This window comes from Aquimarina sp., from assembly GCF_977115655.1.
On sequence record NZ_CDSBKO010000036.1, the window covers coordinates 44,705 to 60,337 of the forward strand.

A 15,633-nucleotide genomic window follows, 5' to 3' on the forward strand; every position below is an offset into this window, starting at 1 on the left:
ATATGGAAGCAGATATTATAAAAGAGAAGATTAGCAATGCATTAACGACAATATTAGGACATGATGATTTTGAGTTACATGACGAATTGACTGCCAAAGATGTTGATGGTTGGGACTCTTTATCCCACATGATGATAATAACAAAAATAGAAGAAGAGTTTAATATTCGTTTTAAACTTAGAGATCTAAATAAGCTTAAAAATTTAGGGTCACTGGTTTCTGTAATTCAGTCTAAAATTTAACTTAAAAAACTGTGGTATTTAACTCATTAGATTTTGTCGCCTTTATCATTCCGGTATTACTGTTATATTGGTTGGTTTTTGGTAAATCCAGTGTTTATCAAAACTTTTTTCTGCTACTGGTTAGCCTCTTTTTTTATGCCTGGGCAGACTGGCGATTTTTAATATTATTAGTTATAAGTACACTAATTAATTTTTACTTAGGACTAAAAATACATCGAGCCCCAGAAGATCGTAAAAAAAATATTTTTCTATATATAGGATTGATATTTAATATAGGATTATTATTATATTTTAAATATTTCAACTTTTTTTATGAAAGTTTTTTTGAAATATTAAATATTTTTGGTGCAGAATCAAGTTATAGCACGTTAAAAATATTATTACCGTTAGGAATAAGTTTCTTTACATTTCAAACTTTGGGATACCTCACAGATGTTTATAATGAAGAGATTGATCCTAGTGAAAACCTCTTGGAATTTTCTGTTTTTGTTACCTTTTTCCCAAAAATACTTTCAGGACCAATAGAAAGAGCAGCAAGTTTTATACCACAAATTCAGGAAAAAAGAAACACTTCGTATGGTTTTTTTGTAGATGGATTACGACAAATTTTATGGGGATTATTTGCAAAAATAGTTATAGCAGAAAATTGTGCAGCTATTGTTAATCCTATTTTTAACAATTATCAAAATGAATCGGGAAGTACTTTATTAGTAGGGACATTTTTTTATGCAATACAATTGTATGCAGATTTTTCAGGGTATTCAAATATGGCAATTGGAGTGTCCAAACTATTTGGAATACAATTAATGCGTAATTTTTCGACCCCATTTTTTTCAACAAATATTAGTGACTTTTGGCGAAAATGGCATATTTCATTAACCACCTGGATGATGGATTATGTTTTTACCCCATTGTCATTTACATTAAGAAGGCATCAAAAAAAAGGGTTGATTTTTTCTATTATTATTACTTTTGTTTTAGTAGGTTTTTGGCACGGAGCTAACAGTACATTTATTGTATATGGGCTTTTGCACGGAATATATTTTATACCCTTAGTATTTTCTGGTAAAATGAATTCTTCAGAAATTGTAGCAAAAGGAAAACTCTTGCCTTCCATTAAAGAGGTGTTTAAAATGATATCTCTATTTCTTTTGATTATGCTTACAGATGTCTTTTTTAGAGTAGATAATGTAGCTATGGGTTTAGATTATCTGAAAAGGATTTTTTCTTTGAGTATTATAAATTTCCCTTCTATAATTATAGCCTCTACAACTATAATTACTATTATATTGATCGGTTTCTTTATTTTAATAGAGTGGTGTAACCGAGAAAAGAAACATGATTTTGAAATACATAATTATAATATTTACCTTAGATGGGTTTTTTATATATTTATTTTTTCATTGATATTGTTTTTTGGAAAAAGTTCTGAAACATTTATATATTTTCAATTTTAGATCATGAGATTATTAATTTTTAAACTGGGGCTTTTTTTTGCTATATGCTTAGCAATAACAACAGTTGTGTTAATAAAATATGGAGGTAATATCGATTACTTTTATGAAAAATTTACGACTCCTAAAGCTAAATCAATGATCATAGGGGATTCTCGTAGTTTGCAAGGAATCCAACCCCGTGTAATGAACCAATATTTTGATAAATTAGGTTATGAGCTTCCTGTTTTCAATTATAGTTTTACTATAGCACAATCTATAATTGGACCACTATATAATACCAGTATTCAGAAAAAACTGGATGAAACATCAAAAAATGGAATTTTTATTATTTCTATTACCCCAGAAATGCTAACTTCAAAAAAAGGGTATGATAATACAAAAGGAGAATATAGAGAAAAGGGACAACCACCTCATAACATGAATTTTGTATGTGTTAATCCAAATTATGAATATTTTATTAAAAATCTTTCGTTTTTTCATTTTAAGGGGGTATTTCGTAAAAAATCGACTTTACATAAAGACGGATGGTTAGAAGAAACAAACTTGCCTAAAAATAAAGAGGCTTTAGAGAGTTTTAAGAAACATCAAATAGATCTTTTTTTAAATAATAGAGAAGATTATAAATTATCTCAAACCAGAATACAGAGTTTGCATAATCTTGTACAAAAATTAGAGCAGCATGGTTCTGTGTTTTTAGTTAGAATGCCTATTGATGCAGATTTTTTGGAATATGAAAAAAAATACTACCCAGAATTTAATGAAATTATAGATTCAATAGCGGTAAAAAACAATGTACCTTATTTAGATTTTAACAATAACAAATTGGAAGAATATAATACGTATGATGGTCATCATTTAGATAAATTTTCTGGTAAAATATTTACCAAGAACCTTTGTGATACAATTCTTTATTATTTTAAAAATGATAAGGGTATTTTATAAGTAAGATATCCACTTTAGTATAAGCAATGTTTTATCAATAAAGAATAGTTATATATGTTAGATGTAAAGCAAAAAAAAATCAAAATAATATGAATACTTTGGTGTCTCTAGATTGGTATTATCCATTGTATCTTAATTTGTGTTTTTTTTTAGTACTCTTTACACTATTACACTCTCGTATTTTAAGCCTTAATGACACAAAAAATATTAGTTACATTAATTTTACGGGATATTTTTTGTTGTTGTTTTTGATACTTCATATAGGTCTAAGACCACCAAGTGATAAGTTTGGGGATACTATAAATTATTATAGGTTCTATATAGCATATAGTCAAGGTGCCCCCATTTTGTCTGCAGAGGATTATGGTTGGCATGTTTTTATGAAGACTATGGCTGGTTTTTCTTCTATACATACTTTTTTTACTATTTGTGCTATAATCTATATTTTTCCGATGTACAGGATATCAAAAGAGTTTTTTGGACACTATTGGTATTATGCTTTTATTATGTTTGTTATCTCTTTTTCATTTTGGACTTATGGAGTTAATGGCATGAGAAATGGGGCTGCATGCTCTTTATTTTTATGGGGAGTTAGTTACCATAAAAATAAAGTGGTAATGGGAATATTTTTCCTGATATCTACCTTTTTTCACAAAACAACATTTTTACCTATTCTTGCATTTGTACTTACCTATTTTTACAACGAACCAAAAACCTATTTTAAAGTTTGGCTATTATGTATTCCATTATCGCTGGCTATGGGCAGTGTATGGGTATCATTATTTGCAAATCTGGGTTTTGGAGATGATGACAGGTTAGCAGGCTATTTAACCAGCCAGGCAGAAGAGGGAACTTTTTCAAGCACAGGTTTTCGATGGGATTTTTTATTTCATAGTGCATTTGCAGTATTTGCCGGATGGTATTTTGTTTTGAAAAATGAATATAAAGATCCTGTTTATTTTAAATTACTGAATACATATCTTACTTGTAACGGATTTTGGATTTTGGTAATTAAAGCTAATTATTCTAACAGGTTTGCTTATTTATCCTGGTTCATGATGGCTATAATAATAATTTATCCTTTTCTAAAACAACAGTTCTTTAAAGACCAACACTTTGTCATTGGAAAAGTAATGTTGGTCTATTTTTTATTCACCTATTTTATGTATTACCTTTTTTGGGGATAACTCTTAAACTAAAAATTATGAAAACTATTACAGTATTTACACCTACTTATAATAGAGCCTATTGTCTGGATCAGTGTTACCAAAGTTTGATACGGCAGACTAATCAGGATTTCATTTGGCTTATTATTGATGATGGCTCAACAGACAATACTGAAGAATTGGTAGGTTCATGGATTAAAGAAAACAAGATTGCAATCAGATATCATTATCAAGAAAATCAAGGGATGCATGGAGGACATAATGCTGCATACAGACTTATCGAAACCACACTTAATGTTTGTATAGATAGTGATGATTTTATGCCTGATAATGCTATTGAAAAAATCCTTGTTAATTGGGATATAGTTAAAGATAAACCAGAATTTGCAGGAATAGTTGGATTAGATGCAGATAGCAAAGGAAATATTATAGGTACACCAATACCAGAAAATATCAAAAAAACTACTTTGTATGACATTTATAACAAGCATAAAGTAAAAGGAGACAAAAAATTGGTGTATAGAACAGAAGTAGTTAAGAAATATCCTGCTTATCCCATTTTTGAAGGAGAGCGATTTGTGCCATTGGGAGATTTATACTTACTAATAGATCAGGATTACAAATTATATCCTGTTAATGAAGTTTTTTGTATTGTAGAGTATTTACCAGATGGTTCTAGTATGAATATGCTTAAACAATATAGAAGGCATCCAAAAGGGTTTGCTTTTTCGAGAAAAAATAGAATGCGGCTAGCAAGAAGTTTTAAAGAACAATTTAAAAATGCCATTCATTATGTATCTAGTGCTATGTTCACAAAAAATGCTGCATTCATAAAAGAATCCCCAAAAAAAATTACCACTTTTTTAGCAATTCCACTGGGAGTAGTATTAAACTTGTATATAAGATATAAAACAAAGGGCGAATTTTAATGGCTGCTTTTAGAGTATTACAGGTTTTTACGATTATGAACCGGGGAGGGGCAGAGTCTATGATTATGAATTATTATAGAAAAATAGACAAGGATAAAGTTCAATTTGATTTTTTAGTTTTCAGAAAAGAAAAAGCAGCTTTTGATGATGAAATAGAGCATCTGGGAGGAAAAATATTTAAACTTGATCCTATTAATCCGTTGTTTCCAAAAAGTAGTTATAATGACCTTAGAATTTTTTTTGATACACATCAAGATTATTCTGTGATACACTCTCATCTAAATACTTTTAGTAGTTTTCCTCTAAAGGTAGCAAGCGAATTTAATATTCCCTGTAGAATTGCGCATGCCCATATTGCACTGGATAAAGTCAGTTTAAAATCGTTGGTTACACAGAAGGAAAGTTTGCCAGAAGTAATTAAAAAAATAATAAAACTTCATTTAAAGAAAAGTATTCATAGATATACTACTCATTATTTTTCTTGTGGAAGAAAAGCAGGAGAATGGTTATTTGGAAAGAGCACACCCTTTTTTACAATGAATAATGCCATTGATACCGAAAAATTTAGATTTGATCCAGTATTACGCAAAAAGTATAGAGAAAAATCAGGTATTGATAAAGAGCTTGTTATTGGTCATATAGGGAGATTTGATAGCCAAAAAAATCATATATTCTTATTACAAATATTTACATCATTACTTGATATAAACCCTAATAGTAAACTAGTTCTTATAGGAGATGGTTCACTTAAAAATGAAATAGAAAAAGAGACCAAAATTCGTTCTATTGACGATAAAGTTGAGTTTTTAGGAGTTCGAACAGATATTCCAGAGTTATGCCAAATGATGGATGTTTTCGTTTTTCCATCTTTTTATGAAGGATTGCCTGTTACTTTAATTGAAGCCCAAGCAGCTGGATTAAGAGTTTTGGCAGCCGATACCATTACAGAAGAAGTACGTTTGTCTAATCTGATTGAGTTTCTTTCTTTAAAAGAATCTCCAGAATTTTGGGCAAAAAAAATATTAGATATGGATATAACAACAAGAAGTAATACCCAAAAACTAATTGTTGACCGGGGGTATGATATATATTCAAATACCCTACAGATGCAGGAGTTTTATCTTCAACAAAACAATAATTAAGTATGGGAGGTATAAAAGAAAAAATATATAACAGCATACCATATCCATTTAAGTTTATTTTGTTAAACATAAAAGGATATTTGAACACCAAGCAACGCTATAATAAAGAATTTGAATCTTTTTTGAGCGAACATATTGCGCTATGGAATGCTGATCTTGAAACAGTGACAAACTTTCAAAAGAGGAAATTAGCAATATTGCTTTCAGAAGCATTTGAATATTCAGATTGGTATGCCCCTATTATGAAAGAGTTGGATATTACATTAAATGACATACAAGAAAACCCGATAGGTGTCCTTAAAAAGATGCCTGACCTAAAAAAAACAGAGCGAAAAAATAAAGTCGATTTAATAGTAAACAAAAAACGGAAAACAGCAATGATAGGCCATACTAGTGGAACCTCGGGTTCTCCTACAATAGATTATATAGATGTAGAATCTATTAATGCGTCATTTGCAGTATGGAAAAGATTTCATCATGTTATTGGTATATCACCCAAAAGTAGACAAGTACGATTTTCTGGAAGATTGATAGTGGACACCAAAACAAAGAAACCTCCATTTTGGGTCTATAATTATTTTGAGAACCAAATGTTAATGTCTGCCTACCATTTAACAGATGTTAATTTAAAACATTATGTAAGAAAATTAAATAAGTTTAAACCAGAGTTGATTGATGGATACCCTTCAGCAATTTATATTATTAGTAAATATATTAATAAAAACAATATAGCTATAAGTTTTGCCCCCAAAGCAATTGCCGTTACTGCTGAAACACTATATGATTATCAACGATTAGAAATAGAAAAAGCATTCGGTTGCCATGTTTATAATCAGTATGCATCTAGTGAAGGGAGTCCGTTTATTACAGAATGTATTAATGGGAATTTGCATTTGAATTTAGATTCGGGAGTTTTTGAATTTATAAATACAGAAGGAAAACCAGCTCAATCTGGAGAAATAGCTAAATTGGTTGTTACAAGTTTTATAAATTATAAGACTCCTTTGATTAGGTATAATATTGAAGATACAGTAGAACTATCTGAAGAAGGCAAAAAATGTGACTGCGGTTGCGCTATGCCAATAATAGAAAAACTTATAGGAAGAGAAGACGATATTTTATGGACAGAAGAAAAAGGATATGTTGGCAGAATGGATACTGCTTATAAAGGAATAGAAGGAATTGTAAAAGGACAAATCATACAAGACTCCCCGCAAGTAATAATAGTTAATCTAATTATAGATAATAAGTTTGATAAAAAAATGAAAGATAATTTTTTGAATAACCTAAAAGCGAGATTAGGAGAAAATGTAGAGTATCAAATAAATATAGTCGACGATATATTATTAGGAGCTAATGGTAAATTTGATGCAGTAAAAAGAAATTTCAAGCTTGATTTTTAACACTTAGAGAGCAACAAACAATATTTTTAGTTGATTAAATAAAAGTAAATTATTTATTATGAAACCTATTCGTATTCTTCAAGTTCTTACTATAATGAACAGAGGTGGTGCAGAGACTATGGTAATGAACTACTATAGAAATATTGATCGAACTAAGGTTCAGTTTGATTTTTTATTACATCGACAAGAAAGAGGTGCCTTTGATGATGAAATTGAAAGCTTAGGAGGTAAAATACACCGATTGCAGAGTATTAATTTTCGAAATTTATCAGTATATCAAAAAGCTCTGGATCATTTTTTTGAAAATAACCCAGAATATCAAATAGTACATTCTCACTTAAATGCTCTTAGTGTTTTTGTACTGAAATCGGCAAAAAAACACAATGTTCAAACCCGAATCGCACATAGCCATACTAGTTTATATAATTTAAACCTTAATCCTTTTTCTAAGAAAAGACATAGTTTACAGTTTGCATTTAGGTTTTTTGTTCAAAATATTTTTAAACTAAAAGTTCCTGCATATTCAAATCACTATTACTCATGTGGAGATAAAGCTGGAATTTGGTTGTTTGGAAAAAAAAATAAGGACAAAATAAAGATTATTAATAACGCCATTGATTCTGATAAATTTATTTATGATCCGGTTAAAGCAGCAAAAATAAAAGAAAAATTACATTCAGGAGAGAAACTAGTGATTGGTCATGTTGGTAATTTTGTTCCAGAAAAAAATCACTCATTTCTTTTACAAGTGTATAAAGAGATAAAAAATATGAAAAAGGATTCTGTCTTGATTTTAGTTGGAGCAGGAGAAAGAAAACAATTTGAAAATACAGCAATTGAATTAAATATAGAAAATGATGTTAATTTTTTAGGGGTAAGAAATGATGTTCCAGATATACTTCAGGCTATCGATATTTTTGTGTTTCCTTCTACTAATGAGGGGCTGCCGGTTACCCTAATCGAAGCACAAGCATCTGGCTTAAAAATATTTGCTTCAGATGAAATTTCGAAAGAGCTTGATATTACAGGACTAATTAATTTTGTATCCTTAAAACAATCTCCAAAATACTGGGCAGAATTAATATTGGAGTCAACAAATTATAATAGAGAAAATACAATAGATAAAATTGTTGAAGGAAATTATGACATTAAAAACAATGCTCTAATGCTGCAAGAATTTTATAATAATCAAGTAAACTAATAGACCAATGTGCGGAATTAATGGTTTTATATCTATAAAAGAAGAGAGTAAAGATAAATTACAAAATGAAATTACTCAAATGAATAATAGGATTGTTCATCGTGGACCTGATGATGATGGAGTTTTTATGCATTCTGAAAAAGAGTATTCTATTGCTATGGGAATGCGAAGACTCTCCATAATTGATTTAAGTTCAGGAAAACAACCTATTTATTCTGAAGACAAAGAAACTGTAATTGTATTTAATGGAGAAATATATAATTATAGAACATTAAGAAATGAATTAGAGAATGATGGAGTCACGTTTGCAACGCAAAGTGACACAGAAGTTATTTTAAAATTATATGAACATCAAGGAACTACTTCATTCTGCAAATTAGATGGGATGTTCGCTTTTAGTATCTATGATAAAAAGAAAGGGAAAGTTTTTATAGCCAGAGATTTCTTTGGTGAAAAACCATTGTACTATACTCAAAAAGAAGGGAAGTTTATTTGGGCATCAGAGCTTAAATCTATAATGAAATTGATAACTACAGTTCCTGAAATTGATAGAAAAGGGCTAAATTTGTTCTTTAAATTAACCTATATACCTGCACCTTTTACTATTTATGAAGGAATTAAAAAATTAGAACCAAATCATTTTATAACTTATGATTTAGCATCTCACCAATTTGAAAATATTTCTATAAAAGAAACAAAATCAGAAAAAAAACAAAAAGTATCTTTTGAGGAAGCAAAATCTAAAGTAAAAGAATTAGTAAATGAAAGTGTGATAAGCAGATCGGTATCAGACGTACCAATAGGAACATTTTTATCTGGAGGCGTAGACTCATCTATCGTTTCATTATGTTTGGCAAAAATGACCAAAGCAAGAATCAATACTTTTTCTATAGGATTTACCAAAAAATCATACGATGAAACCGATAAAGCTCGTGCAGTATCCAAGCTGATTAACAGTCACCACCATGAATTTATTCTGGATGAAAAAGAACTTGAAAGCAATGTAAGTAAAATTTTATTGAATTTTGATGAGCCTTTTGCAGATTCTTCTTCTTTACCTACTTATTTGGTAGCCAATAAAACTGCTGAACATGTTAAAGTAGCATTAACCGGTGATGGAGGAGATGAAGTTTTTGGAGGATATAATAAGTACCACATGGGAAATATCAATAAAAAATATACCGGGGCAGTACCAGAAATAGCACATAACCTTGTCAAAAAAATGAATGATCTTTTGATAAAACCAAAACATGATAAAAGAGGAATCAGATACAGGGCAGATAAACTTATAAATGCAATAGATTATTCGGATAATTATTATTGGGATATTATTTCATTAGGATACCCTTCTGATAGTATAGATACATATCTTTTGCCCGAAATGATAGAGGCAAACCCATTTGCCTACTATAAGGAGGTTACACAAATAAATTCTCCAAAAAACCTAACAGAATACAGGACTATAGATAAGCATATCAGTTTAGAAGGTGATATGTTGGTTAAAGTAGATAGAACTAGTATGTTAAGCTCTATAGAATGCAGGGCTCCTTTTTTAAATAAAAAATTATGGAACTATACCAATACGTTGCCTGATGACTATTTAATGAAAGGATGGGACAAAAAATTCATTTTGAAAGAAGCATTTAAAGACGAATTTTCTAAGGATTTTTTAGATAAACCAAAATCTGGTTTTGGTGTACCTGTTGGAGACTGGTTACGTTCGACTTTACGCAAAGATTTGGAAAAATGTATTGATGATGAATTGTTGAAAAGTCAAAATATATTTCAAAAAGAAGCCATAAAAAAACTTGTTGAAGATCACCTAAAAGGAAAAGATAACACGTTTAAAGTTTGGACATTTTATTGTTTTCAAAAATGGTATATTAACAGTTATGCCTCAAAATAAGCAATCATAAATTATATGGTTTAAAAAATAAATAAATTAATAATTAACCATGTTTTTCAATTCTATTGATTTTTTTACTTTTTTACTAATAGTATTTTTTACATACTGGTTTGTAGTTTATAAAAAATTGAAACTACAGAACATACTGTTATTAATAGCAAGTTATGTGTTTTATGGTTGGTGGGATTATCGTTTTTTATCTTTAATTGCAATAAGTACTATAGTTGATTATTTTGTAGGGCTTCAGATTTATAAATCTAAAAACAAACAAGTAGGAAAAAAATGGCTGTTGGTAAGTATTATTTTTAATATAGCCCTTTTAGGGTTCTTTAAATACTATAATTTTTTTGTAGAATCATGGATAGATTTATTTGCTTCATTAGGTTATGTCACAGAAAATAAGTGGACACTTAAAGTTATATTGCCAGTCGGAATCTCTTTTTATACTTTTCAGACATTATCATATTCTATAGATATTTATAAAGAAAAACTTAAGCCCACTCGGGATTTTATTTCATTTGCAGCTTTTGTATCCTTTTTTCCTCAATTAGTTGCCGGTCCAATCGAAAGAGCTTCTAACTTATTGCCACAGTTTCTGGAAAAAAGAAAATTTACATATCAAAGTTTTTCCTATGGGATAAAATTAATGATCTGGGGATTTTTCTTAAAGTTGGTTGTTGCAGATAGGGCAGCTATATATGTAAATGCCGTATATAACAATATAGAGAATCATGAAGGATTGAGTTTTATAGCAGCAACAGTTTTGTTTGCATTTCAGATATATGGTGATTTTGCCGGATATTCTTTAATAGCTATCGGAACAGCCAAAACCTTTGGTTTTAACCTTATGACAAACTTTAGAAGACCCTATTTTTCAGCCTCTGTTAGTGAGTTCTGGACCAGATGGCATATCTCATTATCAACCTGGTTTCGGGATTATCTGTATATTCCTTTAGGAGGGAACAAGGTAGTAAAACCACGTTGGCTTTTTAATCTGTTTTTAACCTTTTTGATTAGTGGATTATGGCACGGTGCAAATTGGACATTTGTAGTTTGGGGTGCTATAAATGGGGTTTATTTGATTTTGGAAGCGCTTTTGTTTCAGAAACGAAGAAAAGGGATCTTGAATATATTCTTGACATTTTGTTTCATAAACTTTGCATGGATATTTTTTAGGGCTAATAGTATTGAAAACGCATTTTATATCATAAAAACAATTTTTACATCTCCGGGAAGATTATATTTTGGTAGTGGTGATGATATAGCGGCTTCAATGTATGCAACTTTGGCAATTATAGTATTACTTTTTGTTGAAATTAAGAAAGAATATTTTGCTGATTTTTTATCTATTTCTAAAAATAAGTTTGAGTTGGTTAGATTAATGGGATACGCAGGTATTGTTTTTATGATTTTATATTTTGGGGTATTTGGAGAAGGGCAATTTATTTACTTTCAATTTTAGATTATGATTAAAAAAGAATATAAGATATCGGCAATCAAAACATTAAAATTTGTATGTATCTTTTTGATAGCAGATTTTGTGTTTGGATCTATCGCAAGTCAAATATTTTTTAGTCAGAAGACAGGTAAGTACGCAAGAGCTACACATGCTATTAAAGAAACAAATGCAAAAATGTTGGTATTTGGAAGTTCTCATGCACACAGACACTATGTTCCCAAAGTTTTTGAACAAGAATTAAATATAGAATGTTTTAATGCAGGTGCCGAAGGGCAGCAATTATTGTATCATACAGCTCTTCAGAATATAATACTCAAGAGAACCAAGCCAGAGTTTATTATTTTGAATATTGATGAGAATTTCTTGTTCAAATCAAAATCAGCATACGACAGGCTTAGTGATTTGCACCCATATTATAGGGATAACCGTAAGGAACTAAAGCCAATACTGGGACTAAAATCTAAATGGATAGATTTTAAATTATTTTTTAAGTCCTACCAGATGAACTCAACAATTGTTCATGCAGTAAGATATTATATATCTCCACAAAAAGATTATCAGGGATACCGCCCTTTGTTTAACAAAATAAAACCCGAAGATATACTTACAAATGATCCAGATAAAGTTAAGGAATATGTAGAATTGATAGATGATAATTTTGTAGATGCCTTAAAATCATTTATAACCAACGCAAAAAACAAGGATATTAGACTGGTGTTTGTAACTTCACCAACTTTTAATAGTGTAGACCATTCTAAAAATGAATCCTTTATTAAAATAAAAGAAATAGCTATAAAGGAAGGCGTTCCTTTGATTGATTTTTTTAACTCTAAGCAGTTTATGAATAAGCGAGAATTGTTTCATGATTTTTCTCATTTAAATAATGATGGAGCAGAATTGTTTACAAAAGAATTATCAAATCAATTAAAAGATTTGCAATAAGTTTAAAATTTGAAAACCAAAATATTGAATCGAGTATTTTAAACAAATAGATAGGATACCCATTTTTATTTAAAAAATTAAGAATAATTATATTATATGCTTTTTAACTCTTTAGAATTTTTTCTGTTTTTGCCTTTGGTTCTTGTACTATATTGGTTTGTAGTACATAAAAAATTAAAGCTTCAAAATTTCTTAGTTCTTATCGCCAGCTATGTGTTTTATGGTTGGTGGGATTATAGATTTTTAAGTTTAATTGTATTAAGTACGATAGTAGATTATTGTATTGGGCTTTTTATTCATAAATCTGAGGATGATTCTGTAAGAAAAAGATGGCTTACAGCTAGTATGATATTTAATTTGGGTCTATTAGGCTTTTTTAAGTATTATAATTTTTTTGTAGAATCATGGGTGGATTTATTAGCTTCATTAGGATATTCTGTAGAAAATACATGGACGTTACAAGTTATATTACCTGTAGGGATCAGTTTTTATACTTTTCAAACCATGTCTTATTCTATAGATATTTACAGAAATAAACTTGAGCCAACAAAAGATTTTGTAGCTTTTGCTGCTTTTGTTTCCTTTTTTCCGCAATTGGTAGCAGGACCAATTGAAAGAGCATCTAATTTATTGCCACAAATATTAGAAAAACGAAAGTTTAGTAAAGAACAAGGTCTGAAAGGAATAGAACTAATAACCTTGGGGATGTTTAAAAAGGTAGTTGTAGCAGACTCTTTGGCTCCTATAGTTAATGATATATTTATAAATTATGCAGAGTATTCTGGGGGGACTTTAATAACAGGAGCTGTGTTCTTTGCTTTTCAAATATATTGTGATTTTAGTGGGTATTCTGATATTGCTATAGGAACAGCAAAGTTATTTGGGTTTGATTTAATGACAAATTTCAATTTCCCATACTTTTCCAGAAGCATAGGAGAGTTCTGGAGAAAATGGCATATATCTCTCTCTACTTGGTTTAGGGATTACCTCTATATCCCGCTAGGAGGCTCAAAGGTGGGTAAGCTAAAAGGGATAAGAAATGTATTTGCTATATTTTTGGTAAGTGGATTTTGGCATGGGGCAAACTGGACCTTTATCGTATGGGGAGGAATTCATGCTTTGGTGTTCATACCTTCCTTTATATTAGGGACAAATAGAAAACATTTAGAAAACTCTAATAAAAAAAACTTACTATTGTATATTAAAGATTTTGGGCAGATTGTATTTACATTTTTTGTAGTGACAGTTGCCTGGATATTTTTTAGGGCAAATTCAATCTCTCATGCTGTTAATTATATAGGGAGAATAAATTCTATAAAATTTGATACCTCAAGTTTAGTAATAGTATATGACTGGATTCTGGTTTTAATATTATTAGTGTTGGATTTTTGGATTTTAAAAAAATATAAAATACATATAATTGTTTGGTTGGTATTAGTAATAGCTATTATTGGTTCTCTTAACAGAGAAATACAAGCAGAGTTTATTTATTTCCAGTTTTAAAATGAAGCACTTAAAAAAAATTATAGCAGGATTAATCATCTTAGAAATTCTTAATTTGATTATTGGGGGTATTAGTAATGGTAAAGAGGTTTTATTACCATATACAGGGTTTAACGACCCTCCTATTTATTATGATATGGATTCTTTGTATGGTGTAACCAGACAAAAAAATACAAAACAGATGATTTATTATCCTTGGGGAGGAGTTGTAAATGAAATAAATTCACATGGTTTTAGAGATGATGAATTTACAAAAGGAGGAACTTTGGTTATAGGAAATTCTTTTGTCGAAGGATATGGAGTGAGTAATGAAAACAGATTTTCTGAAAAATTGGAAAAAGAGTTAAAATCCCCTGTTAATAATGCAGGGTCAGGAGGAGTATGGACTCCTGTACAAGGAATTGTTTTATTAGAGCATCTATTAAATATAGAAGCATTGGATTTTGATAAAATTGTTTTTGTAATGACACCAGGAGAAGTGGTTAATATAGGAAAAAGGAATCCTGAAAATGATCCTGGTAGAAATTTTCCTTATAAAGAAGGAGATTCGATTAAATTTTATAAATCAAAAAATAATAGTTTTGGAGCATACCTTTCATTTCCTAGTAAAGTAAAAAGGTTGTGCAAAAGTCTTTTGATGTTTAAAATTTATAATATGTTTAAGTATTATGGAGCAGCCAAAGTGAAGTCCAAAAAGCTAGATTTCGAAAAAGAAAAATTAGATTGGGTAATTAAAAAAATTGAAGAGCAAGGGTTCGATAAAGTCATAGATATTGTTGTAATAAATAATATTGGCAGAACCCGTCTTAATGGAATTTTAGAATACAAAAACAATTCAAGAGCTGTACGTTTTCATGTTTTGGAATTTCCAGACGATTTAAGTAACTATTTTATATCTAACGGTCATTTAAATGAAAAAGGAAATACCGTTTTGGCTCAACTTTTAATGCCAATATTAAAAAAATATATCAATACAACTTCAAAATAGTAAATCAATTGAATTATTAATTCAAGCCTTAAAGTATTAAAGAAAGATAGAAAACTAGCTTTTTCTATTTGTAAAAAGAGGCTGAAAAGTATCAATTTTGATTTCTCAAAAACTCTTTTTTTCTTTCAGAGAAACCTTCTTTTATACCTTTTAACTTTGAAATAGTGCGTATAGAAATTGAATTTATTTTTTAAGTATTCAAGGCAAAAAGCTTGTGCCAGACTTGATATGGTATCAAGCATAGCTGTATTACAGTTATATTTTTTAACGAAGAATAGATGAAAAAGAAATAATTTATTAGTATGCATCCGTCTAAGTACATCTTGATTAGATTCTTTATAGGCTATATTTTT

Annotated in this window: 13 protein-coding genes; all 13 read left to right on the top strand. The window is 29.5% G+C overall.

Annotated elements, in window-relative coordinates:
- Window positions 1–2: 2 nt before the first annotated feature.
- The 13 genes from ACZIYX_RS14980 to ACZIYX_RS15040 all read left to right on the top strand — a co-directional run bounded on the left by ACZIYX_RS14980 (window position 3) and on the right by ACZIYX_RS15040 (window position 15,280).
- Complete coding sequence (locus ACZIYX_RS14980) at window positions 3–242, top strand: acyl carrier protein (protein WP_462683064.1); 240 nt, start codon at window positions 3–5, stop codon at window positions 240–242.
- Window positions 243–253: 11 nt separating this feature from the next.
- Window positions 254–1,699, top strand: coding sequence for an MBOAT family O-acyltransferase (locus tag ACZIYX_RS14985; protein WP_462683065.1), 1,446 nt, complete (start codon window positions 254–256; stop codon window positions 1,697–1,699).
- Between the two features lie 3 nt (window positions 1,700–1,702).
- The gene (locus ACZIYX_RS14990) at window positions 1,703–2,641 is read left to right on the top strand and encodes a hypothetical protein (RefSeq protein ID WP_462683066.1); all 939 of its coding nucleotides are present in this window, start codon (window positions 1,703–1,705) and stop codon (window positions 2,639–2,641) included.
- Between the two features lie 89 nt (window positions 2,642–2,730).
- A complete protein-coding gene (locus ACZIYX_RS14995; protein ID WP_462683067.1) occupies window positions 2,731–3,828 on the top strand; it encodes an EpsG family protein in 1,098 nt (365 codons plus the stop codon).
- Window positions 3,829–3,845: 17 nt separating this feature from the next.
- Window positions 3,846–4,736, top strand: coding sequence for a glycosyltransferase family 2 protein (locus ACZIYX_RS15000; protein WP_462683068.1), 891 nt, complete (start codon window positions 3,846–3,848; stop codon window positions 4,734–4,736).
- Window positions 4,736–5,878 carry a glycosyltransferase family 1 protein gene (locus ACZIYX_RS15005; protein WP_462683069.1) on the top strand — a complete coding sequence of 381 codons (1,143 nt, stop codon included), beginning with the start codon at window positions 4,736–4,738 and terminating at the stop codon, window positions 5,876–5,878. Before ACZIYX_RS15000 ends, ACZIYX_RS15005 begins: the two co-directional genes overlap by 1 nt.
- Before the next feature lie 2 nt (window positions 5,879–5,880).
- Window positions 5,881–7,281, top strand: coding sequence for a phenylacetate--CoA ligase family protein (locus ACZIYX_RS15010; RefSeq protein WP_462683070.1), 1,401 nt, complete (start codon window positions 5,881–5,883; stop codon window positions 7,279–7,281).
- Between the two features lie 58 nt (window positions 7,282–7,339).
- Window positions 7,340–8,482, top strand: a complete 1,143-nt coding sequence (locus ACZIYX_RS15015) for a glycosyltransferase family 1 protein (protein WP_462683071.1) — start codon at window positions 7,340–7,342, stop codon at window positions 8,480–8,482.
- Window positions 8,483–8,489: 7 nt separating this feature from the next.
- A complete protein-coding gene (gene asnB, locus ACZIYX_RS15020; RefSeq protein WP_462683072.1) occupies window positions 8,490–10,388 on the top strand; it encodes an asparagine synthase (glutamine-hydrolyzing) in 1,899 nt (632 codons plus the stop codon).
- A 127-nt stretch (window positions 10,389–10,515) separates the two neighbouring features.
- Window positions 10,516–11,850, top strand: coding sequence for an MBOAT family O-acyltransferase (locus tag ACZIYX_RS15025; RefSeq protein WP_462683073.1), 1,335 nt, complete (start codon window positions 10,516–10,518; stop codon window positions 11,848–11,850).
- 3 nt (window positions 11,851–11,853) lie between these two features.
- Window positions 11,854–12,789, top strand: coding sequence for an SGNH/GDSL hydrolase family protein (locus ACZIYX_RS15030; RefSeq protein WP_462683074.1), 936 nt, complete (start codon window positions 11,854–11,856; stop codon window positions 12,787–12,789).
- 96 nt (window positions 12,790–12,885) lie between these two features.
- Window positions 12,886–14,292, top strand: coding sequence for an MBOAT family O-acyltransferase (locus ACZIYX_RS15035; protein ID WP_462683075.1), 1,407 nt, complete (start codon window positions 12,886–12,888; stop codon window positions 14,290–14,292).
- A gap of 1 nt (window position 14,293) precedes the next feature.
- Window positions 14,294–15,280 carry a hypothetical protein gene (locus ACZIYX_RS15040; protein WP_462683076.1) on the top strand — a complete coding sequence of 329 codons (987 nt, stop codon included), beginning with the start codon at window positions 14,294–14,296 and terminating at the stop codon, window positions 15,278–15,280.
- Window positions 15,281–15,633: the final 353 nt, after the last annotated feature.